This is a genomic window from Microbacterium sp. UBA3486, from assembly GCF_002377845.1.
In the GTDB taxonomy this organism is placed as follows: domain Bacteria; phylum Actinomycetota; class Actinomycetes; order Actinomycetales; family Microbacteriaceae; genus Microbacterium; species Microbacterium maritypicum_A.
The window spans coordinates 1-24,068 of the sequence record NZ_DFQP01000037.1; the positions used below are offsets into that span (position 1 = coordinate 1).

General features: G+C 68.1%; 26 protein-coding genes, 1 tRNA gene and 2 pseudogenes. 11 read left to right on the forward strand and 18 right to left on the reverse strand.

Annotated features, from left to right (window positions below; translation table 11 throughout):
* Both B2869_RS04630 and B2869_RS04635 read right to left on the reverse strand, forming a co-directional pair.
* Positions 1 to 222, reverse strand: a pseudogene (locus B2869_RS04630) (hypothetical protein); the annotation flags it as partial.
* A gap of 10 nt (positions 223 to 232) precedes the next feature.
* A complete protein-coding gene (locus B2869_RS04635) occupies positions 233 to 508 on the reverse strand; it encodes a hypothetical protein (RefSeq protein WP_021200011.1) in 276 nt (91 codons plus the stop codon).
* A 117-nt stretch (positions 509 to 625) separates the two neighbouring features.
* On the opposite strand from B2869_RS04635, the gene B2869_RS04640 reads away from it, so the two are divergent.
* Both B2869_RS04640 and B2869_RS04645 read left to right on the forward strand, forming a co-directional pair.
* The gene (locus B2869_RS04640) at positions 626 to 1,006 is read left to right on the forward strand and encodes a cold-shock protein (RefSeq protein ID WP_021200010.1); all 381 of its coding nucleotides are present in this window, start codon (positions 626 to 628) and stop codon (positions 1,004 to 1,006) included.
* Positions 990 to 1,604, forward strand: coding sequence for a DUF3027 domain-containing protein (locus B2869_RS04645; protein WP_292763275.1), 615 nt, complete (start codon positions 990 to 992; stop codon positions 1,602 to 1,604). The genes B2869_RS04640 and B2869_RS04645 overlap by 17 nt, the downstream gene beginning before the upstream one ends.
* A gap of 10 nt (positions 1,605 to 1,614) precedes the next feature.
* On the opposite strand, the gene serC is transcribed toward B2869_RS04645, so the two are convergent.
* Positions 1,615 to 2,727 carry a phosphoserine transaminase gene (gene serC / locus B2869_RS04650; RefSeq protein ID WP_292763277.1) on the reverse strand — a complete coding sequence of 371 codons (1,113 nt, stop codon included), beginning with the start codon at positions 2,725 to 2,727 and terminating at the stop codon, positions 1,615 to 1,617.
* Positions 2,728 to 2,827: 100 nt separating this feature from the next.
* Between serC and B2869_RS04655 the strand changes: the two genes are divergently transcribed.
* From B2869_RS04655 to B2869_RS04665, 3 genes are all read left to right on the forward strand, one after another.
* On the forward strand, positions 2,828 to 3,529 hold the full coding sequence (locus B2869_RS04655) for a metal-dependent transcriptional regulator (protein ID WP_021200007.1): 702 nt from the start codon (positions 2,828 to 2,830) through the stop codon (positions 3,527 to 3,529).
* A gap of 286 nt (positions 3,530 to 3,815) precedes the next feature.
* Complete coding sequence (locus B2869_RS04660; protein ID WP_292763280.1) at positions 3,816 to 4,640, forward strand: M23 family metallopeptidase; 825 nt, start codon at positions 3,816 to 3,818, stop codon at positions 4,638 to 4,640.
* A 309-nt stretch (positions 4,641 to 4,949) separates the two neighbouring features.
* Positions 4,950 to 5,447 carry an HNH endonuclease gene (locus B2869_RS04665; protein ID WP_029258662.1) on the forward strand — a complete coding sequence of 166 codons (498 nt, stop codon included), beginning with the start codon at positions 4,950 to 4,952 and terminating at the stop codon, positions 5,445 to 5,447.
* 46 nt (positions 5,448 to 5,493) lie between these two features.
* Here the strand turns inward: B2869_RS04665 and B2869_RS04670 are convergent.
* The 9 genes from B2869_RS04670 to idi form a co-directional block, all read right to left on the reverse strand.
* Positions 5,494 to 5,566, reverse strand: a tRNA-Arg gene (locus B2869_RS04670).
* Between the two features lie 40 nt (positions 5,567 to 5,606).
* Entirely contained in the window at positions 5,607 to 7,793 is a 2,187-nt protein-coding gene (locus tag B2869_RS04675) for an MMPL family transporter (RefSeq protein ID WP_292763284.1), read from the reverse strand.
* 27 nt (positions 7,794 to 7,820) lie between these two features.
* The gene (locus B2869_RS04680) at positions 7,821 to 8,714 is read right to left on the reverse strand and encodes a prenyltransferase (protein WP_292763286.1); all 894 of its coding nucleotides are present in this window, start codon (positions 8,712 to 8,714) and stop codon (positions 7,821 to 7,823) included.
* Positions 8,711 to 9,055 (reverse strand): lycopene cyclase domain-containing protein, encoded by a 345-nt coding sequence (locus B2869_RS04685; protein ID WP_292763288.1) that lies wholly within the window; start codon positions 9,053 to 9,055, stop codon positions 8,711 to 8,713. The genes B2869_RS04680 and B2869_RS04685 overlap by 4 nt, the downstream gene beginning before the upstream one ends.
* The gene (locus B2869_RS04690; RefSeq protein WP_292763290.1) at positions 9,052 to 9,399 is read right to left on the reverse strand and encodes a lycopene cyclase domain-containing protein; all 348 of its coding nucleotides are present in this window, start codon (positions 9,397 to 9,399) and stop codon (positions 9,052 to 9,054) included. The genes B2869_RS04685 and B2869_RS04690 overlap by 4 nt, the downstream gene beginning before the upstream one ends.
* Positions 9,399 to 11,000, reverse strand: a complete 1,602-nt coding sequence (gene crtI, locus B2869_RS04695) for a phytoene desaturase family protein (protein WP_292763292.1) — start codon at positions 10,998 to 11,000, stop codon at positions 9,399 to 9,401. Before crtI ends, B2869_RS04690 begins: the two co-directional genes overlap by 1 nt.
* Entirely contained in the window at positions 10,997 to 11,905 is a 909-nt protein-coding gene (locus B2869_RS04700) for a phytoene/squalene synthase family protein (RefSeq protein WP_136024161.1), read from the reverse strand. The genes crtI and B2869_RS04700 overlap by 4 nt, the downstream gene beginning before the upstream one ends.
* Positions 11,902 to 12,981, reverse strand: a complete 1,080-nt coding sequence (locus tag B2869_RS04705) for a polyprenyl synthetase family protein (protein WP_292763295.1) — start codon at positions 12,979 to 12,981, stop codon at positions 11,902 to 11,904. Before B2869_RS04705 ends, B2869_RS04700 begins: the two co-directional genes overlap by 4 nt.
* 3 nt (positions 12,982 to 12,984) lie before the next feature.
* On the reverse strand, positions 12,985 to 13,506 hold the full coding sequence (idi, locus tag B2869_RS04710) for an isopentenyl-diphosphate Delta-isomerase (protein WP_029258655.1): 522 nt from the start codon (positions 13,504 to 13,506) through the stop codon (positions 12,985 to 12,987).
* An 88-nt stretch (positions 13,507 to 13,594) separates the two neighbouring features.
* Here idi and B2869_RS04715 point away from each other — a divergent pair, with 88 nt between their 5' ends.
* Positions 13,595 to 14,242: a MarR family winged helix-turn-helix transcriptional regulator gene (locus B2869_RS04715; RefSeq protein WP_081860086.1), complete on the forward strand. Its 648-nt coding sequence runs from the start codon at positions 13,595 to 13,597 to the stop codon at positions 14,240 to 14,242.
* Positions 14,243 to 14,287: 45 nt separating this feature from the next.
* Here the strand turns inward: B2869_RS04715 and B2869_RS04720 are convergent, their stop codons facing one another.
* The 3 genes from B2869_RS04720 to B2869_RS04730 form a co-directional block, all read right to left on the reverse strand.
* A complete protein-coding gene (locus B2869_RS04720) occupies positions 14,288 to 14,632 on the reverse strand; it encodes a histone-like nucleoid-structuring protein Lsr2 (RefSeq protein WP_029267189.1) in 345 nt (114 codons plus the stop codon).
* A 98-nt stretch (positions 14,633 to 14,730) separates the two neighbouring features.
* Positions 14,731 to 15,588, reverse strand: a complete 858-nt coding sequence (locus B2869_RS04725; protein ID WP_029258652.1) for a LuxR C-terminal-related transcriptional regulator — start codon at positions 15,586 to 15,588, stop codon at positions 14,731 to 14,733.
* A 168-nt stretch (positions 15,589 to 15,756) separates the two neighbouring features.
* The gene (locus B2869_RS04730; RefSeq protein WP_292763299.1) at positions 15,757 to 16,269 is read right to left on the reverse strand and encodes a methylated-DNA--[protein]-cysteine S-methyltransferase; all 513 of its coding nucleotides are present in this window, start codon (positions 16,267 to 16,269) and stop codon (positions 15,757 to 15,759) included.
* A 239-nt stretch (positions 16,270 to 16,508) separates the two neighbouring features.
* On the opposite strand from B2869_RS04730, the gene B2869_RS04735 reads away from it, so the two are divergent.
* Complete coding sequence (locus B2869_RS04735; protein ID WP_292763314.1) at positions 16,509 to 20,177, forward strand: AAA family ATPase; 3,669 nt, start codon at positions 16,509 to 16,511, stop codon at positions 20,175 to 20,177.
* A complete protein-coding gene (locus B2869_RS04740) occupies positions 20,170 to 20,373 on the forward strand; it encodes a hypothetical protein (protein WP_029258650.1) in 204 nt (67 codons plus the stop codon). The genes B2869_RS04735 and B2869_RS04740 overlap by 8 nt, the downstream gene beginning before the upstream one ends.
* Before the next feature lie 135 nt (positions 20,374 to 20,508).
* Here the strand turns inward: B2869_RS04740 and mscL are convergent, their stop codons facing one another.
* From mscL to B2869_RS04755, 3 genes are read right to left on the reverse strand one after another with little or no spacing between them, the layout of a single operon-like run.
* Complete coding sequence (gene mscL / locus B2869_RS04745; RefSeq protein ID WP_021199990.1) at positions 20,509 to 20,931, reverse strand: large conductance mechanosensitive channel protein MscL; 423 nt, start codon at positions 20,929 to 20,931, stop codon at positions 20,509 to 20,511.
* 24 nt (positions 20,932 to 20,955) lie between these two features.
* Entirely contained in the window at positions 20,956 to 21,228 is a 273-nt protein-coding gene (locus B2869_RS04750) for an FmdB family zinc ribbon protein (protein WP_021199989.1), read from the reverse strand.
* A gap of 14 nt (positions 21,229 to 21,242) precedes the next feature.
* On the reverse strand, positions 21,243 to 21,839 hold the full coding sequence (locus tag B2869_RS04755) for a 5-formyltetrahydrofolate cyclo-ligase (protein ID WP_292763304.1): 597 nt from the start codon (positions 21,837 to 21,839) through the stop codon (positions 21,243 to 21,245).
* Positions 21,840 to 21,880: 41 nt separating this feature from the next.
* Here B2869_RS04755 and galU point away from each other — a divergent pair, with 41 nt between their 5' ends.
* The 3 genes and pseudogenes from galU to B2869_RS04770 all read left to right on the forward strand — a co-directional run.
* Positions 21,881 to 22,768 (forward strand): UTP--glucose-1-phosphate uridylyltransferase GalU, encoded by an 888-nt coding sequence (galU, locus tag B2869_RS04760; RefSeq protein ID WP_292763306.1) that lies wholly within the window; start codon positions 21,881 to 21,883, stop codon positions 22,766 to 22,768.
* 43 nt (positions 22,769 to 22,811) lie between these two features.
* The gene (locus tag B2869_RS04765; RefSeq protein WP_292763308.1) at positions 22,812 to 23,423 is read left to right on the forward strand and encodes a GNAT family N-acetyltransferase; all 612 of its coding nucleotides are present in this window, start codon (positions 22,812 to 22,814) and stop codon (positions 23,421 to 23,423) included.
* Between the two features lie 104 nt (positions 23,424 to 23,527).
* A pseudogene (locus B2869_RS04770) lies at positions 23,528 to 24,068 on the forward strand (hypothetical protein); the annotation flags it as partial.

The following is a 24,068-nucleotide window of genomic DNA, read 5'->3' on the forward strand; positions in this document are numbered from 1 at the left end:
GTCGCCGCCGGACGCGGCGTCGAGCAACGCGCGCGCCTCGGATGCCGTGAGCGCGGGCAGGACACGCGACAGCGATGCGGGATCGAGCAGTGCCTCGGCGGCGTCGAAGAAGTCGTGCCACGCGGCATCGGCGCGCACGGCCCGTGCCGCGAAGAGGCGGAGGAGGTCTTCGTCGCGCGCCGCCGCCAGCCAATCGGCCAGCGGTCGCGCGTGAGTGCTCATGGGCGTGGCCTCAGGAACGCGACGACGCGCGGCCCTTCCGGATGAAGCTCATCGTCAGGAGCGTGATGATCATGAGGAACGCCACCGGCAGTCCCCAATAGGGGATCGCGGCGATCACGGGCCAGATGCCCTCGCCGAATGCGGCCTGCCCCATCCCGAGCGCCGTGCCGATGATGATCGCGAAGAAGCACACCACCGACGCTGCGGCGATTCCGAGCGCGGTGAACGCCAGGATGCGATCCAGCCGGCGGATGGGAACCTCCGGTTCCGAGTTCTGCGTGCTCATCCGCATCAGCCTACTCGCACTGAGGCTTCTGCTCTGCGCGCGCCGCGACCGGTAGGCTGGGCGTACGCGCACGAGCGCGTCCACTGTTCTGCATATCGATCTCAGCGAGGTTCTCCCATGCCCACCGGCAAGGTCAGGTTCTACGACGAAGACAAGGGTTTCGGCTTCATCGCCAGCGATGACGGCCAGGACGTCTTCCTGCACGCCTCCGCGATGCCTGCCGGCACCGCGGTGAAGGCCGGTGCGCGCGTGGAGTTCGGCGTGGCCGACGGCAAGCGCGGGCTGCAGGCGCTGTCGGTACGTGTGCTCGAAGCGCCGCCCAGCCTCTCGAAGGCCAAGCGCAAGCCGGCCGACGACATGGCCATCATCGTCGAGGACCTCGTGAAGCTCCTCGACGGCATCGGCGGGGATCTGCGCCGTGGACGCTACCCCTCCTCCGCTCAGGGTCGCAAGATCGCGGCCGTCCTGCGCAAGGTCGCTGATGACCTCGAAGCCTGACGCCGACGCGCGTCTCCTCGACGCCCATGATCTCGCGCTGGCCGCGCTGGCCGAGATCACTCCGGCGTCCACCGTCGGCCCCGCCGCCGGATATCTCGCCGAGGACGACGGGTCGGTATCGCTGCGCTTCGAGAACCGACTCGCCGGCTACCCGGGGTGGTACTGGACGGTGACCGTCGCTCGCGTCGAAGGCGAGGAACCGACGGTACTCGAAGTCGAGCTCCTTCCCGGTGACGGCGCTCTCCTGGCCCCGGAGTGGGTGCCGTGGGCCGAGCGTCTCGCCGAGTACCGCGCGCATCAGGTCGAACTCGCCGAGGCGGCCGCGGCCGCCGGGGACGATGCCGCCGGCGAAGAAGCGCTCGACGCCGACGAGGACGGTGTCCTCGAGGACGACGACCTCGACGATGACGATGACGATGACGACGGTGAGGCCGACATCCTGCACGCCGGCGACCTGGACGGCGTCGACATCGACGAACTCGATGAGGGCGCCGCCGACGACGAGGAGTCCGACGACGGAGAGTCGGAAGACGAAGACCTCGACGACGACGCCGACGCCCTCGATGAGGACGCCGGCGAGGTCGACGAGGAGGAGTGACCCCGGGCGCTCAGGCGCCCAGGTTCTCCAGGACATACTCGATCGATCGGGTCAGCTGGCGCACGTCATCCGGCTCGATCGAGACGAACGTCGCCACCCGCAGCTGGTTGCGCCCGAGCTTCCGATACGGCTCGGTGTCGACGATGCCGTTGGCGCGGAGGGCCTTGGCGATCGCCGCGGCGTCGATGCTGTCGTCGAAGTCGATCGTCGCGACCACGGGGGAGCGGTGCGACGCGTCCGTGACGAAGGGCGTGGCGACCGAAGACGCCTCGGCCCAGTCGTACAGCACCGAAGACGACTCGGAGGTGCGTGCAGCCGCCCAGCCGAGCCCGCCGTTGTCGAGGATCCAGCGGAGCTGGTTGTCGAGGAGGTGCAGGGTCGTGAGTGCGGGGGTGTTCAGCGTCTGGTTGAGGCGCGAGTTGTCGACCGCGTTCTTCAGGCTCAGGAACTCCGGGATGTAGCGACCCGATGCCGCGATGCGCTCGATGCGCTCGACGGCAGCCGGCGAGACCGCGGCGAACCACAGGCCGCCGTCGGAGCCGAGGTTCTTCTGCGGCGCGAAGTAGTACACGTCGGCCTGAGCGGCGTCGAAGTCGATGCCTCCCGCGGCACTCGTCGCATCGATGACGGTCAGAGCGCCGTCGGCGGCGATGCGCTGGATCGGAGCGGCGACGCCGGTCGAGGTCTCGTTGTGCGGCCAGGCGTACACATCCACGCCCTCCACCACCTCGGCGACGGTGAGCGAGCCGGGCTCGGCCTTGCGCACGTCGGGCGCCTCGAGCCAGGGGGCGCCTGCGGAGGCGGCGAACTTCCCGCCGAACTCGCCGAAGACGAGGTTCTGGCTGCGCTGCTCGATGAGGCCGAAGGCCGCAGCGTCCCAGAAGGCCGTCGATCCGCCGTTGCCCAGGATGATCTCGTATCCCTCGGGAACGCGGAACAGAGCGGCGAGCTGCTCGCGGATGCTGCCGACGAGGTTCTTCACGGGTGCCTGTCGATGGGATGTCCCCAGGATCGAGGCTCCCGACGTGACCAGGGCCTCGAGCTGCGCAGGGCGCACCTTCGAGGGACCGCAGCCGAAGCGGCCGTCGATGGGCAGGAGGTCACGGGGAATCTCGATCGCCATGCGTCGATTCTAGGGGGCGCCCGGCATGTCTCCGGACCGCGGCGAGTCCGATGTCGGTCCGGGAATGTAGGCTTGCCTAAGAACCTCGGAGGGCCCGCACATGACCGACCTGATCGACACCACGGAGATGTACCTCCGCACCATCCTCGAACTCGAGGAGGAGAACATCGTGCCGCTGCGCGCGCGCATCTCCGAGCGCCTCGGCCATTCGGGACCGACCGTGTCGCAGACCGTCGGTCGGATGGAGCGCGACGGGCTCGTCATCGTCTCGGAAGACCGCACGCTCGAGCTCACCGACGCCGGCCGTCGCAAGGCGGTCGACGTGATGCGCAAGCACCGTCTCGCCGAGCGTCTGCTCTCCGACGTGATCGGGCTCGACTGGGCGTTCGTGCATGAAGAGGCCTGCCGGTGGGAGCACGTGATGAGCGAGCAGGTGGAACGTCGCCTGGTCGAGTTGCTCGGACACCCGACGGAATCGCCGTACGGCAACCCGATCCCCGGTCTCGACCAGCTCGGCGACGTGCCGGCGCGCACCTTCGACGAGGGGGTCATCGGTCTCGTCCAGCGTCTCAATGCGGCGGGGGAACCGGTCGAGGGCACGGTCCGTCGTCTCGCCGAGCCCGCCCAGGTCGACCCCGAACTTCTCGAGCAGTTGCGCGATGCGGGAGTCGTTCCCGGAGCACACGGCGACTTCCGCTTCAGCGAGGGCTACGTGCTCATCCAGATGGATGGCAAGGAAGACGGCCTCGAGCTCCCGGTGGAGCTGGCGTCGCACATCTTCCTGGTGGGCGAACCGGCCTGATCCCGCGAGGAATCCGGGTGCGACACCGCCACGCAGACGGGGCGTCGCGGGCTTCTGCGAGGATTGCCAGTTTCCCAGGGTGACATGATCGTTATCTTCCGGTAACCTCGGTCAAGTCGCCAGCGAAGAAGCCCGCTGGAGATGAACCCGCGAAGATCGCCTTCCAGGCTCGTCGTCTTCACGGCAGGAACGCACAAAGTACCCGAGCTACATTCGTGCCACGAGAGCAGAGTGCCGACGAGCCAGCGCTGACCCGAACAGCGTGAGGGCCCAGGAGGACCAAGTTTTGGCCGCAGACATCGAACCGCCCGCGAAGAAGACATCTGAAGACCGCGTACCCGCCCGCCGCCCCGGCGCCCGGGTGAGTGCTCGCAAGGTCGTCAAGCCACTCCGATCCATCGCCATCTTCGGGGCCGTCGGTGCACTCGTCGCCGGCATCGCCCTGCCGGCTTTCGCCTCGTCGAAGCCGAGCGAGGCTGCGCCGACGACCGTGCAGCAGCTCGCTGCCGTCGACGCACAATCTCTCGTCGTCGCCTCCCAGGCCACCGCGGCGCCGCTCGCTCGCGGCACGTTCAGCGCGACGACCCCCGAGGAGATCGCGAAGAAGAAGGCGGAGGAAGCCGCTGCCGCTCGTGCCGCTGCTGCTGCCGCTTCCACCGCATCGACCTCCTCATCCCGCTTCAACACCGCGGGCTACGCGCTCACGTCGCCGGGATCGGGTGAGGTGCGCTATCCGCTTCCGATGGGATCGTGGAACGTCAGCCGTACCGTGGGCGGTGGGCACAACGGTGCCGACATGCTCGCCCCGGCCGGAACCCCGATCTATGCGGCTGCCGCCGGTGTGGTCCGCGCCTCCGCAGAGAGCATCGGGGGCTACGGCGTGGCCGTGATGCTCGACAGCGTCGTCGGTGGGCAGCGACTGCAGACCACGTACGGCCACATGCTCTACGGCTCGCGTCAGGTACAGGTCGGCCAGACGGTCTCGGCCGGACAGTTGATCGGCTACGTCGGCAGCACTGGTCGCTCGACCGCGAACCATCTCCACTTCGAGGTCTGGATCAACGGCGGACTCGTCGAGCCGATGTCCTGGCTCTCCGTCAACGCCGGCTGATTTCCGGACACGCCTCTTTCCATTCACCCGCCGTTTCGCCCTGCACCCAGGGGGATGGGTTAGCCTGATCCCGTTGTCGTACAGGTGGGAGAGGCTGATGGAGCGAATACCGACCATCCGAACCATGGATGCCCTCGGTCGTCACGTCCTTCTGCATAGCCCGCAGGGATGCCACGGCGTTGCCGTGCGCGAAAGGCGCTGTCTTTAGACGGCGCCTTTTTTCGTCCCCGCGTTCGATCTGCCTCCTGCACGACCTCGTGTGAGTCGAGAGTGCCGGGAAGCCGTCCCGGCGGATCGAGAGGATGACGAATGCGCACACTGGTCCTGAATGCCGGATACGAACCGCTCGCGATCGTGTCGTTCAAACGAGCCCTGGTGCTGGTGATGAACGACAAGGCGACCGTGATCGAACGTGTGGAGGAAGACCCCGTCTGGGGCACCCACGGCGTCTACGATCGCCCGGCGGTCATCATCCTGGCGCGTTATGTGCGCGTTCCGACGAGCAGGCGGGTGCCGGTCACGCGTCGCGGTGTGCTGCGCCGCGACAACCACCGCTGCGGTTACTGCGGCAAGGCGGCATCGACGATCGATCACGTGCTGCCGCGTTCGCGCGGGGGAGCGGACTCCTGGGAGAACCTTGTCGCCTGCTGCCTCCGTTGCAACAACGTCAAGAGCGATCGCACACCGCAGGAGATGCGCTGGCAGTTGCGCTTCACTCCGCGTCCTCCGCACGGCACCGCCTGGACGGTGCGGGGGACCGAACGCAGCGATCCACGGTGGGAGCCCTACCTGGCGCTCGCCGCCTGAGACGCCGAAGAGGGGCCACCCTTCGGATGGCCCCTCTTCTACATCGTGCCCGCGACAGGATTCGAACCTGCGACCTGCCCTTTAGGAGAGGGCTGCTCTATCCCCTGAGCTACGAGGGCGCGCACCCAGTCTAAGCGACCGGATGCACGCCGCCACGTCTCAGTCCTCCCCGCGCCGCCACAGCTTCGACGGCCACCAGATGGCCTTGCCGATGTCGTAGGTCAGGGCGGGAACCAGCAGCGAGCGGACGACGAAGGTGTCGAGGAGCACGCCGAAGGCCACGATGAAGGCCAGCTGGACGAGGAAGAGGATCGGGATCACCGACAGTGCGGCGAAGGTCGCGGCGAGGACGAGACCCGCCGAGGTGATCACCCCGCCCGTGATCGAGAGCCCACGCAGGATGCCCTCCCGAGTCCCGTGCGCCTTCGATTCCTCACGGACGCGCGTCATGAGGAAGATGTTGTAGTCGATGCCGAGCGCGACGAGGAACACGAACCCGAAGAGCGGAACCGCGGGGTCCGCGCCAGGGAACGCGAAGATCCCGTTGAAGACGAGGGCCGAGACCCCCATCGCCGTGCCGAAGGAAAGCACCGTCGTGAGGATCAGCAGCACCGGCGCGAGGATCGACCGCAGCAGCAGCATCAGAATGAACATGATCACCACGAGGATCACCGGGATGATGAGGTTCCGGTCGTGGATCGATGCATCGTTCGTGTCGATCGACGTGGCCGTGACACCGCCCACGAGCGCGCCCATGCCGTCGAGCTCGCTACGCAGCTCGCGCACGGTCGACGCGGCGGCGGCGGAGTCGGCGGCATCGGTCAGGGTGCCCTGCAGGAGCACCTCTCCGTCGACCGTCGTCGGCTCGGGTGCGGGCGTGCCGGGTGCTCCGATCGCCGAGATGCCGTCCTCGGTGACGGGGGCGCTGCCGCTGGGCGAATCGGCGGCCGTCACGGAGACCCCGTCGACACCGTCGTTAGCGAGCAGGACGTCAGCCGCATCCTGCAGCCGATCCTCCTTTACCACCACGTATACGGGGCTTCCGGATCCACCGGGGAAGTGCTCGCCGAGCGCGACCTGTCCGTCACGGGCCTCCGACGCGCCGAGCACCAGGTCGGACTGCGGCACGCCATCGGCGTCGAGCTGGGTGATGCCCGCCGCCCCGGCCAGGAGCACGAGCGTCGTCACGATCCAGATCACCCGTGGGCGGCGCTTGATGAGGCCGGCGAGACGTGCCCACAGGCCCGTCGTGCGCATGCCGTGCTCGGCGGCGACGACCTCCGGTTCGAAGCGGGGGCGTCGCGGCCAGAACACCGCGCGGCCGAAGAGCAGCAGCAGCGACGGCAACAGGGTGAGAGCCGAGAGCATCGCGAACACGATGCCGATCGCCGCGACCGGCCCCAGGGTGCTGTTCGACTTCAGATCGCTGAGCAGCAGACAGAGGAGTCCGGCGATCACGGTGCCGCCCGAGGCGACGATCGGTTCGACCGAGCCCTTCCATGCCGCCATGACCGCCGTTCCCTTGTCCTGCGCGATGCGCAGCTCCTCTCGGAAACGCGCGACGAACAGCAGCGCGTAATCGGTGGCGGCGCCGATCACGAGGATGAAGAGGATCCCCTGTGTCTGACCGCTGAGCAGCAGCACCTCGAACTTCGCCAGCCACCACACCACGAGCAGAGCGACGCAGAGGGCGAACAGGCTCGTCGACAGCACGACGAGTGGCAGGAGGAACGATCGGTAGACCAGCACCAGGATGACGAGGACCGCGAGGAGGGCGACGCCGAGGAGCAGCCCGTCGATGCCGGCGAAACCGGCTACCAGGTCGGCGCTGAAGCCGGCGGGTCCTGTGATGTACACGGTGACCCCGCTGGGGACCGCGTCGCGCAGTTCCTCGCCGAGGGCCGTCGTCACGTCCGCGAGCTCGGCATCGGCGTCGATCGGGATGAACGCCTGCACCGCCTGCCCGTCATCGGAGGGGAGCGCCGGAGAGACCTCGTCGCCGACGCCTTCCACCTTCGGCGCATTCGCGACGGCGTCGGAGATCGCGTCGATCTCCGACGCCGTGAGCGCGTCGTCGGACGTGAACACGGCGATCGCCGGGATGGAGTCGCTGTCGTTGAACTCCCCGAGGAGCTTCTGCACCTGGGTGGCATCCGCCGATTCGGGGAGGTAGGTCGTCTGCTCGTTGGAGGACACCTCGTCGACCTTGCCGAACAGGGGCCCTCCGAGTGAGGCACCCACCAGCCACACGAGGATCAGCGCCACGGGGAGGAAGATCCGCGCCCAGGAGTGTCGTCGTGAACGCTCCCTCGCGGGCGGGGTCGGCGTGGCATCGGGGCGGGACATCGGATTCCTTTCGGGCGGAGCTGGGGGTCAGGAGATCCAGGCGAGGATGAGGATCATCGTCGCGAGGAAGCCGGCGAAGTAGTTCAGGGCGATGAAACGTCGCCAGGCGCGGTTCGTGGAGGCGGAGGTCTCGTCGGTCACGTTCCACCACGGCGCCGCGTTGACGATGTAGGGCAGCGCGAGGGCGGCGGCGAGCGTGCCCGGCCAGGGGGTCAGCAGCATCGCCGCCCCCGCGATCACCCACAGCGACACCGACAGTCGCACCGTCGCGCGTGCGCCGATGACCGTCGCGATCGACGAGATCCCGGCTTCCCGGTCAGGGCCGATGTCCTGCACGGCTCCGAAGGCGTGGGCGGCCATGCCCCACAGGAAGAAGGCACCGAGCGTGATCGCCGCGCCGACGGTCACGGGCGCCTCGGCCAGGGCGAGTCCGACGATGGCGGGGCTCACGAAGTGCGTACTGGAGGTGACGGAATCCAGGAACGGGCGCTCCTTGAATCGGAGGACCGGCGCGGAGTAGGCGATGACCGCGAATACGCTGACCGTCAGCCAGAGCCACGACGCCGGGTTTCCCACCACGACGAGGTAGACCAGGAAAGGGATGTTGGTCGCCGCGGCCGTCCACAGCGTCGCTCGATGGATGCGAGGGGCGAGGAGAGCCCCTTCGATGCCGCCCTTGCGCGGGTTCGCCAGATCGGAGGCATAGTCGAAGACATCGTTGATCCCGTACATCGCGAGGTTGTAAGGGACAAGGAAGTACAGCGTGCCGATCACGAATGTCAGATCGATCTCGCGGGTGCTGAGGAGGTAGGCGGCGGCGAAGGGGAAGGCGGTGTTGATCCAGCTGATCGGACGCGACGACAGGATGATCTGGGCGATGTCTCGTCCGATGCTGCTCGGCGGAGCTGCGGCGGTGCTCATCGTGAAGTCTCCTCATCGATCGGTCGACTATCGTGCGCCCGCCGCCGGGCACGCATCGCGGTCCACAGGGCCGGGAGGAGCAGCGCCCCCGCGAGCGGATAGGCGAAGTCCTCGATCGGAGCCAGGCCGACGTGCAGGCCGAGCAGCGGGTCCTGCGCATAGTGGAACAGGCCGCTCGCGATCATCGCGGTATCGAACGCCGCGGTGAGCACGAACAGCACGACCACGGTCAGCAGCACGGCGATCGGGCGCGGGCCGCGCGTGCGGGAGGCGAGCGCGAGCCCGATTCCGCCCAACGTGGCGACAGCCACGAAGCAGGCGGAGAGCTGGAGGTAGGTCATGATGCCTCCGCCTCGTCGCGCCGCCGCGCTCGGCGTCGGGAGATGACCCGGGCGGATCCGGTGTAGATCACCATGGTGCACACCACGAGGAACACCAGGAACACGGGTTCCTCGATGGGAAGCTCGGGGGCCAGGAGCAGACCCGACGCGATCGCGCCCTCGCCCCGGAAGAAGATCCCGTTGGCGATGCCCGCCACGTCCCAGAGCAGGAAGAAGACGAGGCCGACGGCCGTGACGACCGCGGCCGACACCGCGTCGCGCCAGAAGAAGAGGCGGAACCGCCAATCCAGCAGCAGCATGCAGCTCAGCGACAGGAGGAGGGCCGCCAGATACACGGCGCCCATCAGGGCGCCTCCGTCATGGCAGCGGAAGAGCCGGGAACGGGGAGCGGGCCGGGGGAGTGGTCGCCGCGGACGCGCTTGAGGACGATCTCCGCACTGATCAGGCACATCGGGACACCGACGCCGGGCGCGGTGGTGGCCCCGGCGTAGAACAGGCCCTGCACGCGCCGAGAAGCGTTCTGCGCGCGGAACATCGCGCTCTGCGAGAGGATGTGCGCCGGCCCCAGCATTCCTCCGCGCCAGGAGTGATAGTCGTCGCGGAAGTCTGCGGGACCGGTCGTCTCGCGCACGACGATGCGTTCGCGGAGGTCGGGGATCCCCGCCCACGCCGCGATCTGATCGATCGCCGCATCCGCGGCGCGCTCGATCTCGGGCGATCCCGCTCCGTCGGGTCCGCCGTGTCCGAGATCGACGTCCGCCGGGACCGGGATCAGCACGAACAGGTTCTCGCTGCCGGCAGGGGCCACGTCGGGATCCGTTGCGCTCGGCCGGCACACGTAGATCGATGCCGGCTCGGGAACGGTCGGCGTGGCACCGAAGATCGCATCGAAGTTCGCGTCCCAGTCGTCGGTGAAGAACAGGGAGTGGTGCGGCAGCTCGGGGAGTGTGCCGCGAACCCCGAGCATCACGAGGATTCCGCCCGGTCCGCTGGTGCGCCGTGCCCACCACGACTCGGGGTAGGTCTGCAGCGAGGGGGGAAGCAGCGCCGTCTCCGTGTGGTGCAGATCGGCCGCCGAGACCACCACATCGGCGCTCTCCGTGTGCGTGGAGCCGGAGGCGTCGACCCAGCCCACGCCGGTCACGTAGGTACCGTCGCCGCCGTCCTGGGTGCGGATTCCGGTGACTTCCGCCCCGGTCTCGATGCGGACCCCCGCGTCGCGCGCCAGCGCCTCGATCCGCTCGATCACCCGCCAGAAGCCGCCCTGCGGATAGCTGACTCCCTGGTCGAGATCGAGGGCGCTCATCAGGTGGTACATCGCCGGCGCGCTTCGCGGGTCGGTGCCGAGGAACACCGCGGGATAGCCCAGGATCTGTCGGACCACGGGGTGCGTGAAGCGCCGGGCCGCGAAGGACTGCAGGCGTGTTCCGAGCAGGGCGGAGAGGCGCGGCAGTGCTCGGAGGACCTCGGGGGCGAGGAGCGAACGCATGCGCGTGAAGGGGTTGTAGAGGAAGTACTTCTGCGCCATCGCTCCGGCATGCTGCGCGGAGTCGAGGTAGGCGTCCAGCGTCGCCGTGGAGCCGGGCTCCAGTGCTTCGAAGAGTCCAGTGACCTGATCGCGTCCTGCGGGGACGGTCACGGGACCGGATCCGCCACCGACCGCATCCGGGTCGCGGAACACCCGGTATCCCGGATCGAGGGGGATGAGATCGAGCTGCGCATCGGTCGTGGTGCCCATCATCTCGAAGAAGTGGTCGAAGACCTCGGGCATCAGATACCAGGACGGCCCGGAGTCGAAACGGAAGCCGTCGCGTTCGATCGTCCCGGCGCGGCCGCCGACGCGATCGTTCTTCTCGAGGATCACGACCTCGTGCCCGTCCCGGGCGAGCAGTCCCGCGGTCGCGAGACCGGCGACTCCGGCACCGATCACCACAACCCGGCTCATCGGTCCCGCTCCATCGCTGTGACGAGCACGGACCGAGCGGCGAGAGCGGCTTTGATCGGATCCGGAACGCGTACCCGGCGTCGGTAGAGGACGTCGGCGGGGGTCTGTGCCACACGGCGGGTCAGAGCGGCGAACAGAGCCAGGGCGCTGCGCACCGCCGCGCGGGCGTCCTTCGGCAGCAGGGGGATAGCGTCACGCGCGTCGGCCAGTTGCCGGAACACGGTCTGCACCCACGCGTCCCGGTCGGCATCGGTCAGACGCGCAGCGCCGCCGAGGTAGCCGCGGTGCAGGCGGTCGGTGTCATCGGCGAGGTCGCGCAGGAAGTTCACGTTCTGGAAGGCCGCACCGAGCTGACGGGCGCCGTGCCGCAGCGTCGCGAGGTCTTCGGGCGCGCGTTCGGTATTCCGGAGGAACACCTGCAGGCACATGAGACCGACGACTTCGGCGGAGCCGTAGACGTACGCCGCGTGGGCTTCGACGTCATAGGCGGCGAAGCCGGCGTCTTCGTCGATGTCTGCGCGCATCGAGTCGAAGAACGGCTGCGTCAGGTCCTCGCCGATCCCGCACTCGCGCGCGGTCCGCGCGAACGCATGCAGGATGAGATCGCTGCTGTAGCCGCTGCGCATCGAACGATGCGTCTCCGCGATGTAGGAGTCGAGCGCGGCGGATTGCGCGGTCACGTCCAGACCAGCTTCGGCGGCGACGCCGTCGACGATCTCATCGGCGATGCGCACCATCGCGTAGATGTTTCGGACGTGCTGGCGATGACGGCGTCCGAGAAGACGGGTCGCGAGTCCGAACGACGTCGAATAGCTGCGGATGACATCGGTCGTCGCGATCTCCGCCGTGCGGTTGAAGCGCCGGAGGGCGGTGCTGTCCCGACGATCGGCCGCGTCCGCGTTCATCGGCTGCGACTTCCGACTCGGGAGGCGAGGGTTCGCAGTACCTGTCCGGCCGCCGGGGGCAGACCATCGGCTTCCGCTTCGAGGAGTGCGGCGTCCGTGGCGTCGAGATGCTCCTGCACCAAGCCTCGGACGAAGGTCTCCGAGCCGCATTCGCGCAGTCGATCACGGGCATCGGCACCGTCGGTCGGGCTGAGATCCGGTCTTCCGAAGTGCAGTTCGATGTCGTCCCACTGGCTTGTCATGCGAGCGTAGGCGATGATCGCGGTCTCCTTGCCTTCGCGTAGATCCGAGAACGGGTCCTTGCCGTGCTCTTCCGGGTCTCCGAACACGGAGAGCAGGTCATCCTGCAGCTGATAGGCGAGGCCGAGGTGCAACCCGATCATGGCGAGATACTCCTCGGTCGCAGTCGACGAGTCGGCGAGCACCGCTGCAGCGCGCAGCGGGAGCACGAAGGAGTATGTCGACGTCTTGTACGCGCTCGTGGAGAGGATCGTGCGCAGGTCGGGGGCGATGATGCCGTCGCTGAGGGCGACGTCGGCGTGCTCGCCGGCCACCGTCTCGAAGATGGTCTGTTCGAGCAGGCCGAGCAGACGATCGCGGGCTTCGGGCATCACGTCCGCTCGGGCGAAGCCCAGCACCGCCGAAGACAGGAGCAGGTCTCCGAGCAGGATCGCGCTCGATCGGGCCCAGTGCAGGGCGGCTTCGGTCGGTCGCGCCGCGTGCTCGGCGACGAGCGCACCGATCAGATTGGGACGCCGTCGTCGCATCAGATCGCCGTCGATGACATCGTCGTGCAGCAGGAAGGCGAAGTGGAGAAGCTCGACATGGGCTGCGACATCGATGGCCGTGCGCGTCTCGTCGGCGTTCAGGGGAGCGGGGGCCAACGCGTGCGTCAGATCCAGGAGGAGCCGGGGGCGGATGAGCTTTCCGCCGAGGGCGTGCTCCTCCGCGGCCCGCCACAGCCCCACGAACTCGTTCCCGTACCGCTCTGCGGCGGCGCTCCTCTCGGAGAATCGATGACGCAGCGCCTCCTCGATCCGCGTCGCGAGCGATTCCTCGGTCGTCGTCACGCTCATGCGTCACACCTCGCCGAGTTGTCGCAGCTGCGGCAGCTGCTCCACGAGCCAGGGGCTGAACGCGAAGGGTGCATGCGTGACAGCCTCGATCAGCGAATCGACTTCGACCCAGATCCATTCCGACACCTCATCGGGATTGGCGGCCGGGTCGCCGTCGAGGATCGTGACGTGCACGGGGCAGATCTCGTTCTCGACGATGCCACTCGCATCCACCGCCCGATAGCGGTAGTCGGGGAGTGCCATGCGGATCTCGGTGAGGTGGATGCCGAGCTCGCCGACGCCATGTCGGCGCACGGCCTCGTCCATCGTCTCGTCCGGTCGTGGATGACCACAGAAGCTGTTCGTCCAGACGCCCGGCCACGTCTTCTTCGCGAGCGCTCGACGAGTGAGGAGCAGCCGCCCCTCCCTGTCGAGGACATAGCAGGAGAAGGCGAGATGCAGGGGAGTGTCTCTCGTGTGGACTTCGCTCTTCGGGAGCGTGCCGAGAGCTGTCCCGTCTTCGGCGAGGAGGGTCACGTCGTCCATGGCATCTCCCAGATCTCGAGCGTTCATATTTAGCTAACTTGGTGAGTAGTCAACTTAGCATGAAACTGTTGGTGTGTAACATGATCGCATGACCACGGAGCCCGGCACCAGCCCGCACGCGGGCGCGCAGGATTCGCTCCCCGTCGGCGACGGCGGATCGCGAACGTCCGCGGATACGCCTGACGGGCTCGTCCATTCGGCGATCTACGACGTCGAGGCAAGTGATCCCCGCAGCGTCCTGATCGATCGAAGCGGTGTTCCGCCGGAGGAGTTGAAGCAGATCGCCCGGGTGATGGAGTCGCTCGCCGGACTGCGCGAAGCCGAGCAGGCGCTGTCCCAGGCGTCACGTCGATACATGCGTCTGAATGAGACGGACATGCGTGCGTTGCACTATCTGATCGTGTGCGCGAACCGGAACCTGGTGGCGACGCCGGGGGGAATCGCGCACCACCTCGGTGTCTCGACCGCGGCGACCACGAAGCTCCTCGATCGTCTGGAGCAGGGAGGCCACATCACGCGTGCCCCTCACCCCACCGATCGCAGGGCACTGGAGATCACCATCACCGCGGAGACGCGACATGCAGCCATGGAGACGGTCGGTCGTCAGCAGGCGAAGCGCTTCTATTCTGCCGCCCGTCTCACTCCCGCTGAAAGGGAAACCGTGATCCGATTCCTCACGGATATGACGGAAGAGATCACGCTCCGCGACGAAGCCTGGGTGCAGGAAGGGGCGTAAAGTTCCCCCGCTTCAGCAGGGGAACTCGACGATCTCGGTCTGCGATCAGTGCGCCGCGTTGTACGCGTCGACGATCTGCGCGGGAATGCGGCCACGCTCGGAGAGCTTGTGTCCGTTCTCGTTCGCCCACGCGCGGATGGCCGCGACCTCAGGGTTTCGTGCAGGTCGCTTGCGAGTCGATGTCGCGCGCGGAGAATTCGATGAGCCGGCCTTTCGGCCTGCTGTCACATAAGGCGCCAACGCCGAACGCAATTCTTCCGCATGCGCGGCATTCAGATCGATCTCGTATGCCGTGCCGTTGAGCGAGAAATGCACCGTCTCGCCTTCGCCCACTTCCAGGACGCTGCCATCGATGTCGTCGACCAGCTGATGCACAATTCTTCTCGCCATGATCGCGACTTTACTCGCTCCGAGGAAATGCGACAAGTTGCGAATAGCGAGCCGCGGTAATGTGGACGCGCAATACGCAATAAATCAATTCTGTGTGGTCAGGGGAGAAGTCCGGCGCGGCGAGCCCTCGCCACGGCGGCATGGCGAGTCGAGGCGTCGAGTTTCGACATCGCCGTGCCGAGGTAGGCCTTGACGGTCCCCTCGCGCAGACCGAGCTGCGCGGCGATCTCGGCATTCGTCGAACCGAGAGCCGCGCATGCGAGCACATCGGTCTCTCGCGGAGACAGGTGGACGGTGGGGATGGGGCTCGTCGCGGGTGATGCGACGTCACCGGCGAGGGTCATAAGGCGTCGTTCGACCTGCGCGATCCGGTCGCGGACATCCGCGTCTTCCACGGAGGCGGCGATGCTCCGCAGCTCTGCGAAGCTCTGCCTCAGCTCCTCGCGCTGTGCCGGCGCCACGACCTCGTCGCCGCGCGTGGTCTCCTGCAGACGGCGCTGCACCTCGTCGCGGATGCGCAGCTCATCGGCGACGGCCTGCGCGACCTGCATGGCGGGTGCCGTGGTCACACCGCCCACCCGCTCCTCATCCCATCCGCCGGCGTACAGCACTCCGCGGGAACGGCCGTGGACCACGATCGGCAGCGCGAGGAGGGTGCGCAGGCCCTCGCCGAGCACGAACACGTCGTAGTCGTGCGTGATCTGCTGTGACGACCCGTAGTCGCTCGTCATCCGGGGGCGGAGCTCCATCATGGCCCGCCCGCCGAGCCCGCGCTCGGGTCGCACCCGGAGCCCGTCCAGCGACCGCGTGCGCGCACCGACGATGCTCGTGACGCTCACGACGCCTTCTTCGATGAGACCGCCGAACGCGACGGGGAAGCGCGTCCGCCTGGCGAGCTCGCGCACGGCGTTCGCGACGAGATCCGCCTCGGATTCGCGGGTGACGGGTGAGGACACGACTACCTACTTCCGGGGTGACGCTGTTCCCCGTTTCGTAGCGTCGACGATATCACCCGTGTCATCGTCACCGTCGTCGTCGCGGACGGCGTCGGATCCATCGCCTCCCAGGGGAAGCGTGTGGACCCGGCGGCCTACTCGCCGGGTCCACGACGTCGCCTGCCGACCTCAGTGCGCCTCGAGGTCGAGCAGGAACCGCTTGCGATCGGGGTGCGCTCCGTACTGCCCTGCGCTGCCGTCGGAGCGCACCACCCGATGCACCGGCACGATGATCGAGAAGGGGGTGATGCGGCACGCGGTGCCGACGGCGCGCGCAGCCCCGGGGTGACCCGCGAGGATCGCCACCTCCCCGTAGCTCATGGTCTGGCCCCACTCGATGCTGCAGATGGTCTGCAGCGCGGCGAGGGCGAACCCGTCGACGAGCCGCCAGTCGAGGCGGATGTGCCTGTCGAAACGCACCGGCTCGCCGTCGAAGTAGTCGGACAGGAGATGAGCGAGTTCGTCGGCGGCTCCGGGGTCGGGCTCTGGCACTGCTCTCAACTGATGGGACACGCCTTCGAGTAGCCAGGGCACGCGCGGGTCTTCGGACTCGGAGAGGTCGAATCGCACGATGCCCTCGTCGGAGAACACCGCGAGAGCATCCCCGAACGGCGTCGGGGCGAAGTCGTAGCGGAACGTCATGCCCCCATCCTGTCCGCTCGGCTCGACGCGGAACCGCATGCTTGACGTTCCGAGTGGAGAACGCGACCCGGGTTCACATCGGGCAGGAGAAGTGCGCCACCCCCTACGTAGCGCAGAATCGGCGGAAATTCGGCGGAAACCCGCCTGGGATACCCCGTCTCCGCAGGTCGCACGCCTAGGGTGTCAGTGTGTGGCGACGTGAAGACAAGTCTGCGGACGACACAGCGGTGGATGCTGCTGTGTCGATCAGCGATCTGCACGGAACCACGACAGGCCTCGACATCGCACACGCCGCAGAGGCCGAGCGGACGCGTCTGAGGGCCGAGGCAGCCGACCTCGGTGGCCCTTCGCCGCTCGTGAGCTTCCGTGACAGCACGGAGTCGGGCATCGACATCTCCAAGGCGCACCCGGGGAGCTTGCCGCAGTTCATCACCGGCAAGTCGACTCTCCTCTCGAATCTCTTCCGCGACGAGGTCGGGCTGCGGACCGCTCGACTCGCCGCGGAGCGCATCACCGCGAAGAACACCGAGCTCCGTACCGTCCGCGGGATCGAAGCCGTGCACCTCGCCGTCGGAGTCGCCCGGTGGCGCATCGGGGGAGCGGATTTCGCGGCCCCCGTGCTGCTGCGTCCGTTGGCGATCCGCCGCCACCACTCCGATTTCGAGTTGAAGCTGCAGGGCACCTTCGAGGTGAATCCCGAACTCGTGCGGATCGCTCGCGATCACTTCGGCCTCACGATCGATGCCACTGCGCTCGCCGCGTTGGCCTACGACGGCGGCATCTTCAAGCCGCAACCCGTGATCGACAGTCTGCGCGCGATGACGCGTTCGATCGACACGTTCTCGGTCGAACCGCGTCTGGTGGTCTCGACGTTCGCCGATGTGTCAGGACTGATGTCCCGGGACGGGGGCAGCCTCGATCATCCGGTGCTGAACGCCCTGGCCGGTCACGTGGGAGACCGCGAGCGCGTCACCGCTCCGCGAGCCATCCCGCATCACATCGGCCCGGATGATCGCGCACCGGCCTCGGACAACCTCCTCCTGGATGCGGACGCGGAGCAGGAAGCAGTGCTGGCCCGTATCGCGGCAGGGCATTCCCTCACCGTCGCGACCCTTCCCGGAACCGGGGGGACCCAGACCGTGATCAATGCGCTGGGTGAACTGGTGCGCGGCGGCAAGCGCGTGCTCGTCGTCTCCGCGCGGCGCTCCACCTTGGACGGGGTGCGTCACCGACTCGCCGGGATCGGCCTCGACAGCCTGGCGATCTCGCCGGCGAGCGTGCGGCGCGATCTGGTCAGGGCCATCGGACGCAATGAGAAGGCCACGGCGCCCAAGGTCAGCGAGGTCGACGATGCACTCGTGCGTCTGCGGACCGTCCTGCGCGACTACCGTCAGGCGCTCAGCGCACCCGTCGCCGGCCTGGACGCCTCGGTGCTCGACGCCACCCGTCAGCTGACACGGCTGGCGTCGCTTCCCGTGCCGCCGTCGACCACTGCTCGACTCGGCCCCGATGCCCTGCGTCGACTCGCCGCCGATCGCACCGAGGCCGCCGAGGCGCTCGCCCAGGCGGCCCGTCTCGGGGAGTTCCGCTTCGGCCCGAACGACTCGCCGTGGTACGGCGTCACCTTCTCCAGCACCGAGGCCGCTCGTGCCGCCCATGAGCTCGCCGGTCGACTGCACGCGAACAGTGTTCCCGCCCTTCTCGAGCGCGGCTACGAGCTGATCGCTCAGACGCACATGCGGCCGTTCTCGACCATCGACGAACTGGGTGAGTACCTGCGTCTGCTGCAGGGGATCCGCGACTCGCTGGACCGATTCAGCCCGACGGTGTTCGAGCGTCCGCTGGGCGAGCTCATCCAGGCCCACGGTTCACGCCGCGACGCTCCCGGGCTGTCCGGGGCGAACAGACGTCGGCTGCGGCGTCTCGCGAAGGAGTACGTCCGTCCGGGCGTGCACGTCACCGAGATGCACGAGGCGCTGCTGCGCATCCAGGCGCAGCGCACGCAGTGGCAGCGGTGCGTCGAGGCGGGTGTCGCGCCCGAGATCCCCCTCGGTCTCGCCGACGTGTACGTGGCCTGGCAGCGGGTGGAGGCCGAGCTCGCCGAGCTCGACGCCGCACTCGGACGACGCGAGCCGTTGGCGTCGCTCCCGGTGGCGCGACTCGTGCGCACGCTCGCGGGGCTGGCCGCCAAGTCCGATGTCTTCGAGAACCTCGTCGAACGCGCCCAGTTGCGCGACCGACTCGCTCTGCTCGGGCTGGAGCCGCTGCTCGCCGAGCTCTCCGTGCGCCATGTCTCCGAGTCCCAGGTGGGTGAAGAGCTCGAGTTCGCGTGGTGGCAGTCCCTCCTCGAGCGCGCGTTGCAGGACAACCGCGCCCTCCTCGGCGCGAACACCGCAGTCGTCGATCGGCTCGAACGCGACTTCCGGCTGGTCGATGAGGCGCATGCCGCCATGGCCGGACCGCTGCTCGCCTGGCAGCTGGCCAACCAGTGGCGGATCGCGATCGTCGACGAGCCGCAGCAGTCGCAGCACCTGCGCCGTGCGCTGACGCAGTCGGCGACCACGACCGCGCAGGTCGTCAGCGCCGCGCCCACCCTTGTCGACGTGCTCGCCCCGGTCTGGATCTCGTCGCCGTACCTGGTGCCGGAGATTCCCGACTCGGTGGAGTTCGACACGGTGATCCTGGTCGATGCCGCAGCGATCAACCTCGCAGAGGCCGCCCCGGCGATCCGGCGCGCGCGCCAGATCGTCGCGTTCGGCGACCCGGTGACGCAGCGTCCTACGCCGTTCCGCATCGCGGTGGACCCGGAGGAGTCGTGGGAGGCCGAGGTGCCGTTCGACGACGTCTCGGCCTTCGAGCGGCTCTCCGAGCTCCTGCCGGTGATGACGCTCACCCGCAGCTACCGTGCGGGCGGCGAAGACCTCGCGGAGCTCATCAACGACGCGTTCTACGGCGGCGAGATCGTGTCGCTTCCCTGGGCGGGCTCGTATCTCGGTCGCGGCAGCCTCACGGTCGACTACGTGGAGGGCGGCACGGGAACACCGGACCCGATCTCCGGCGCCGTCGAGAGTCCGGACGCCGAAGTGGCGAGGGTCGTGACGCTCGTGGTCGAGCACGCCGTGCATCGTCCTGCCGAATCGCTCATGGTCGTGACCGCGAGCGCGCGCCATGCCGAGCGCGTACGCGCCGCCGTCACCGCGGCGTTCGCCGGGCGCTCCGACGTCGCGGACTTCGTCGGACGCGACACGGTCGAGCCGTTCGCGGTGCTGACGCTCGAGGAGTCGGTCGCCGAGAGCCGTGACCGCGTCATCTTCTCGCTCGGCTTCGGACTCACCAAGCACGGTCGGGTGCTGAGCGACTTCGGCGATCTCTCCACTCCCGACGGAGAGCGACTCCTCACTGTCGGGATGACGCGCGCGCGCCGCTCGATGGTGCTCGTCTCCTCGATCCGTCCCTCCTCCTTCGACGACGGACGCCTGGAGCATGGAGCGGCGACGCTGATGTCGATCCTCGGCGGACTGGCCGCCCGCAGCCGAGACGCGCGCCTGGAAGACCTCGCCGATCCTCTCACCCTCGCCCTCGCGCGGGAGCTGCGGCGTCTGGGCGCCTCGGTGGACGTCGACTATCGCGGATTGCTGCCGCTGGTGGCCCAGCACGGTGGCAAGGCGGTCGTGATCGAGTCCGACCCGGAGACACGGGGCGAGTCTCTGCGGGAGACACTGCGGTTGCGACCACACGTGCTGCGTCGCCTGGGCTGGCACTATGTGCGTGTGCACGCCTTCGATCTCTACAGCGACCCCGTGACCGCCGCGACGCGGATCGCCGCGGTTCTCGGCATCTCGGAGTCGACGCCGCGTGCGGAGAACGACACGCAGCCGATCGACATCGCCGACACCCGCGATGACTGACGAGTCCGACACCCCGACGCCGCGCCAGCGCGTGGTGCGGGTCACCGGTTCACGGCGTGCCCGCCTGACCCCGGTGCCGGGGAGCGACCCGGCACCGGAGTCCGGCCCCGCCGAAGTGCCTCCGCGGTCGCGGCCGAAGGGCGCCAAGGGGCCGAACGACGACCAGCTGATCCAGGATGTGCCGCCGCACTACTGAGGCGCCGGAAGAACGGAGTCGCCGGATGACGGGCCAGTGCTGTCGCTGAACGCCGGTCCGGTCGTCCGGGCCACGGAACCAGAAACGCACGGCCCTCCGAAGAGGACCGTGCGTCTCGGGTGCGAGCGGAGGCGGTCAGGCCCCGCGCTGTGCTTTGAGCAGGTCGCGGATCTCGACGAGCAGCTCGGACTCGGTCGAGGCGGCCGGCTCCTCCTCGGGCTCCTCAGCCGGAGTACCCTTGCGGGCCTCGACGCGGGCCTTGAACGTGTTCATCGGCAGCACGAAGACGAAGTAGACGACGGCGGCGACGGCGAGGAAGCTGATGATCGCCGAGATCAGCTCGCCGATGGGGAACGTGACGGTCTCGCCGTAGATGTTCGTCACGGGGATGCCGAACTGACCGGCGGCATCCGCCTTCAGGAAGAGCGCGATGAGCGGGTTGATGATGCTGTTCACGACGGCCGTGACGATCGCGGTGAAAGCCGTACCGATGACGACAGCGACGGCCAGGTCGATGACGTTGCCGCGGAGCAGGAAGTCCTTGAAACCTTTGAGCATGGGATCCCCCAACAGATCGGGGCCTCAGGAAGAGGCCGGAGTCGACGCGGCCGCCGGTTTGGCGCTCGTCGTCGATTCCGTCTTCGATGATGCCGAACCATCCTTCGATCCACCGGATTTGGCGCGCGAGTCCGTGCGATAGAAGCCGGAGCCGTTGAAGGTCACGCCGATCGAGCCGTACTGCTTGCGCAGCGCGCCACCGCATTCGGGGCACACGGTGAGAGCGTCGTCGGCGAAGCTCTGCACGGCGTCGAACTTGTGTCCGCACGAGGTGCAGGCATAGGCGTAGGTGGGCATGGGGGTCCTTGCGATCAGCGTCGCCGCGGCGACAGGGTGAGGGTCTGCGACGGGGTCACGACGCCGTCCACGGGCTGGTCGTGCACCTCGCGCGGAAGTTCGTCGAGTACCTCGGAATCATAGATCACGGCATAGACGGGCGGGCACTTCTCCATCGAGCCGATGGTCTTGTCGAAGTAGCCGCGTCCCCAGCCCATGCGCATCCCGGTGCGATCGACCGCGGCAGCGGGGACGATCATGAGGTCGACGTCGTTGACGGCTATCGGGCCCAGCACCTCGCCGGTGGGTTCGGGCAGACCGAACAGTCCCTCGGTGACGTCGTCGTCGTCGGTCGCGACCGCCCAGTCCAGCAGTCCGTCGGCGCGCGTGACGGGCAGGAGGACGCGGATGCCACGGCGCACCGCCCTGGTCACGAAGTCGCGGGTGCCCGGCTCGGTCGTGGTGGAGAGGAAGCAGGAGATGGACTGCGCACCGAGCTCATCGATCAGCGCGTCCAGGCGCTCGCCGATCGCGGTCGCCGCGGTCTCGCGTTGCGTATCGGACAGGAGCTGGCGTCGTTCGCGGAGTTCGGCGCGGAGCGCACGCTTCGCATGTTCGACGTCGTTCGACATGGCTCAGAGTCTACGCGGGCGCTCACCACTAGGCTGAGGGGATGGGCGACCACAAGATCAAAGCAGTCATTCCCGCGGCAGGGCTGGGGACACGATTCCTTCCTGCCACCAAGGCGATGCCGAAGGAGATGCTGCCCGTCGTGGACAAGCCGGCGATCCAGTACGTGGTCGAAGAGGCGGCGGACGCGGGAATCGACGACATCCTCGTCATCATCGGCCGGAACAAGAACGCCATCTCCAACCACTTCGACTCCGTTCCGGAACTCGAGGTGAAGCTCATGGAGAAGGGCGACACGGGCCGTCTCGAACGCGTCATGAAGTCGAGCGACCTCGCCGACATCCACTTCGTCCGCCAGGGCGAGCCGAAGGGGCTCGGTCACGCCGTGCTCCGTGCGCGCACCCACGTCGGCGACAGCTCTTTCGCCGTGCTCCTCGGAGATGACCTCATCGACGAGCGCGACCCGCTCCTCACCGACATGATCGCCGAGCACGAGCGCTCGGGCGCTGCCGTGATCGCTCTCATGGAGGTCGATCCTGCCAACATCCACATGTACGGTGCAGCTGCGGTCGAACCCCTCGAAGGCTCCGACGCCGTCCGGGTGACCGGGCTCGTCGAGAAGCCCGCGCAGGAGGACGCTCCCTCCAACCTGGCCATCATCGGCCGCTACGTGCTTCCGGCCTCGGTGTTCGAGATCCTCGAGCACACCGAGCCCGGCAAGGGCGGCGAGATCCAGCTCACCGACGCCCTGCAGGCCATGGCGACCGATCCCGACGGCCCCGGCGTCGTCGGCGTCATCTTCGGCGGACGTCGCTACGACACGGGAGACCGTGTCGACTACATCAAGGCCATCGTGCAGCTCGCGGCCGACCGCGACGACCTCGGTCCCGAGCTGCGTCCCTGGCTCAAGGAGTTCGCGGAACGCCTCTAGGCGGCTCTGCGGGCGTCGGTGCAGCATGGATCTGGCGGCGGGAATGCGACACGGCCCCATCGAACTGCGGCTCGTCCGTGCAAAGGACGCTCGACCGCTGCAGCACGAGTTGCTCGCCAACAGGTCGTGGCTCCAGCCGTGGGAAGCCACTGTGCCGTACGGGGCGGTGTCTTTCGACATGCGGCTCAGCATCCGACGACTGCTCCAGCAGTACCGCGACGGTTCCGGCTATCCGTTCGTCATGGAGTACGACGGTGAGATCGCAGGGCAGCTCAACGTGTGGGGTGTCTCTCGTGGCTCGCTGTGCTCGGCGACGATCGGGTACTGGGTGAGCGAACGATTCGCCGGTCGGGGCATCACCCCGACCGCCGTCGCGATGGCTACGGATGCGTGTTTCACGGAGTACGGTCTGCACCGCATGGAGATCTGCATCCGTCCGGAGAACGCGGCGAGCCTGCGCATCGTGCAGAAGCTGGGATTCCGCTACGAAGGGCTGCGTCGTCGTTACATCCACATCGACGGCGACTGGCGCGACCACTATGCGTTCGCCCTGACCAAGGAAGATGTGCCGCAGGGGGTGCTCGCACGCTGGCTCAGCGGTCAGGTGCCGCCCGACGCCGCAACGGTGCCCCCCTCCGACCGCATCTCGCAGTGAAACTCGCAGTGAAAAGGGTCATCTGGTCCTGATCCGGACGGACACGCCGCGACACGCGCCTTGCTGTACGGCCCAGCCAGCTTCCAGCCCTTAGCGTTGTCGGTATGGACGGGCCGGTGCTGAGCGGAGGAGTGATCGTGCTCGTCGCCGTGCTTCTCTGGATGCTCTATCTGCTGCCTTCGTGGCGGGGGCGATTCCAGTACAACGCCGCTGAACGCAACGCGGTGCGGCTGAACCAGGCCCTGCGTGTGCTCGCCGAGACGAGCGAGACTCCCGGCGAGGTGCGCTTCGAGTTGAACGCGCGCACCGCACTGGCCCAGCAGAAGCTGGCCAAGCGGGTGCAGTCCGAACGTGAGGCTGCCGAACTCGAGTCCCTTCGTGAGCAACTCGCGGCGACCAGGGCCGATCCTGTCATCCGACGGGCTCGGGCACGTCGACGTGTCCGTGTCGCCGCGACCAGCACTCTCCTCGTCGGACTCGTCATCGCCGGGCTCGGCGTGTGGCAGCTCCTGGCTGCCGGAAGCTCGGCGCTGCTGTGGATCGGTGGCGCCGCCGTCGTCGTCGCCGGCATCGCCCTGCAGCGCATGGCCGCGGTCGCCGGCCGTGTCGCACGCGCCACGCACGTGGTGGCCGCGCCGGCTGCCC

What these genes read in the sequence shown, in the direction of transcription:
- B2869_RS04690 (WP_292763290.1), bottom strand. Translation starts at nt 9,399, where the DNA reads ATGGGCGCCGTGTATCTGGCGGCCCTCCTCCTGTCGCTGAGCTGCATG.
- B2869_RS04640 (WP_021200010.1), top strand. Translation starts at nt 626, where the DNA reads ATGCCCACCGGCAAGGTCAGGTTCTACGACGAAGACAAGGGTTTCGGC.
- B2869_RS04765 (WP_292763308.1), top strand. Translation starts at nt 22,812, where the DNA reads ATGCGACACGGCCCCATCGAACTGCGGCTCGTCCGTGCAAAGGACGCT.
- B2869_RS04750 (WP_021199989.1), bottom strand. Translation starts at nt 21,228, where the DNA reads ATGCCCACCTACGCCTATGCCTGCACCTCGTGCGGACACAAGTTCGAC.
- B2869_RS04705 (WP_292763295.1), bottom strand. Translation starts at nt 12,981, where the DNA reads ATGAGCGTGACGACGACCGAGGAATCGCTCGCGACGCGGATCGAGGAG.
- B2869_RS04720 (WP_029267189.1), bottom strand. Translation starts at nt 14,632, where the DNA reads ATGGCGAGAAGAATTGTGCATCAGCTGGTCGACGACATCGATGGCAGC.
- serC (WP_292763277.1), bottom strand. Translation starts at nt 2,727, where the DNA reads ATGGCGATCGAGATTCCCCGTGACCTCCTGCCCATCGACGGCCGCTTC.
- B2869_RS04665 (WP_029258662.1), top strand. Translation starts at nt 4,950, where the DNA reads ATGCGCACACTGGTCCTGAATGCCGGATACGAACCGCTCGCGATCGTG.
- B2869_RS04715 (WP_081860086.1), top strand. Translation starts at nt 13,595, where the DNA reads ATGACCACGGAGCCCGGCACCAGCCCGCACGCGGGCGCGCAGGATTCG.
- B2869_RS04635 (WP_021200011.1), bottom strand. Translation starts at nt 508, where the DNA reads ATGAGCACGCAGAACTCGGAACCGGAGGTTCCCATCCGCCGGCTGGAT.
- B2869_RS04685 (WP_292763288.1), bottom strand. Translation starts at nt 9,055, where the DNA reads ATGACCTACCTCCAGCTCTCCGCCTGCTTCGTGGCTGTCGCCACGTTG.
- B2869_RS04680 (WP_292763286.1), bottom strand. Translation starts at nt 8,714, where the DNA reads ATGAGCACCGCCGCAGCTCCGCCGAGCAGCATCGGACGAGACATCGCC.
- crtI (WP_292763292.1), bottom strand. Translation starts at nt 11,000, where the DNA reads ATGAGCCGGGTTGTGGTGATCGGTGCCGGAGTCGCCGGTCTCGCGACC.
- mscL (WP_021199990.1), bottom strand. Translation starts at nt 20,931, where the DNA reads ATGCTCAAAGGTTTCAAGGACTTCCTGCTCCGCGGCAACGTCATCGAC.
- B2869_RS04645 (WP_292763275.1), top strand. Translation starts at nt 990, where the DNA reads ATGACCTCGAAGCCTGACGCCGACGCGCGTCTCCTCGACGCCCATGAT.
- B2869_RS04740 (WP_029258650.1), top strand. Translation starts at nt 20,170, where the DNA reads ATGACTGACGAGTCCGACACCCCGACGCCGCGCCAGCGCGTGGTGCGG.
- B2869_RS04730 (WP_292763299.1), bottom strand. Translation starts at nt 16,269, where the DNA reads ATGACGTTCCGCTACGACTTCGCCCCGACGCCGTTCGGGGATGCTCTC.
- B2869_RS04675 (WP_292763284.1), bottom strand. Translation starts at nt 7,793, where the DNA reads ATGTCCCGCCCCGATGCCACGCCGACCCCGCCCGCGAGGGAGCGTTCA.
- B2869_RS04655 (WP_021200007.1), top strand. Translation starts at nt 2,828, where the DNA reads ATGACCGACCTGATCGACACCACGGAGATGTACCTCCGCACCATCCTC.
- B2869_RS04700 (WP_136024161.1), bottom strand. Translation starts at nt 11,905, where the DNA reads ATGAACGCGGACGCGGCCGATCGTCGGGACAGCACCGCCCTCCGGCGC.
- galU (WP_292763306.1), top strand. Translation starts at nt 21,881, where the DNA reads ATGGGCGACCACAAGATCAAAGCAGTCATTCCCGCGGCAGGGCTGGGG.
- idi (WP_029258655.1), bottom strand. Translation starts at nt 13,506, where the DNA reads ATGGACGACGTGACCCTCCTCGCCGAAGACGGGACAGCTCTCGGCACG.
- B2869_RS04755 (WP_292763304.1), bottom strand. Translation starts at nt 21,839, where the DNA reads ATGTCGAACGACGTCGAACATGCGAAGCGTGCGCTCCGCGCCGAACTC.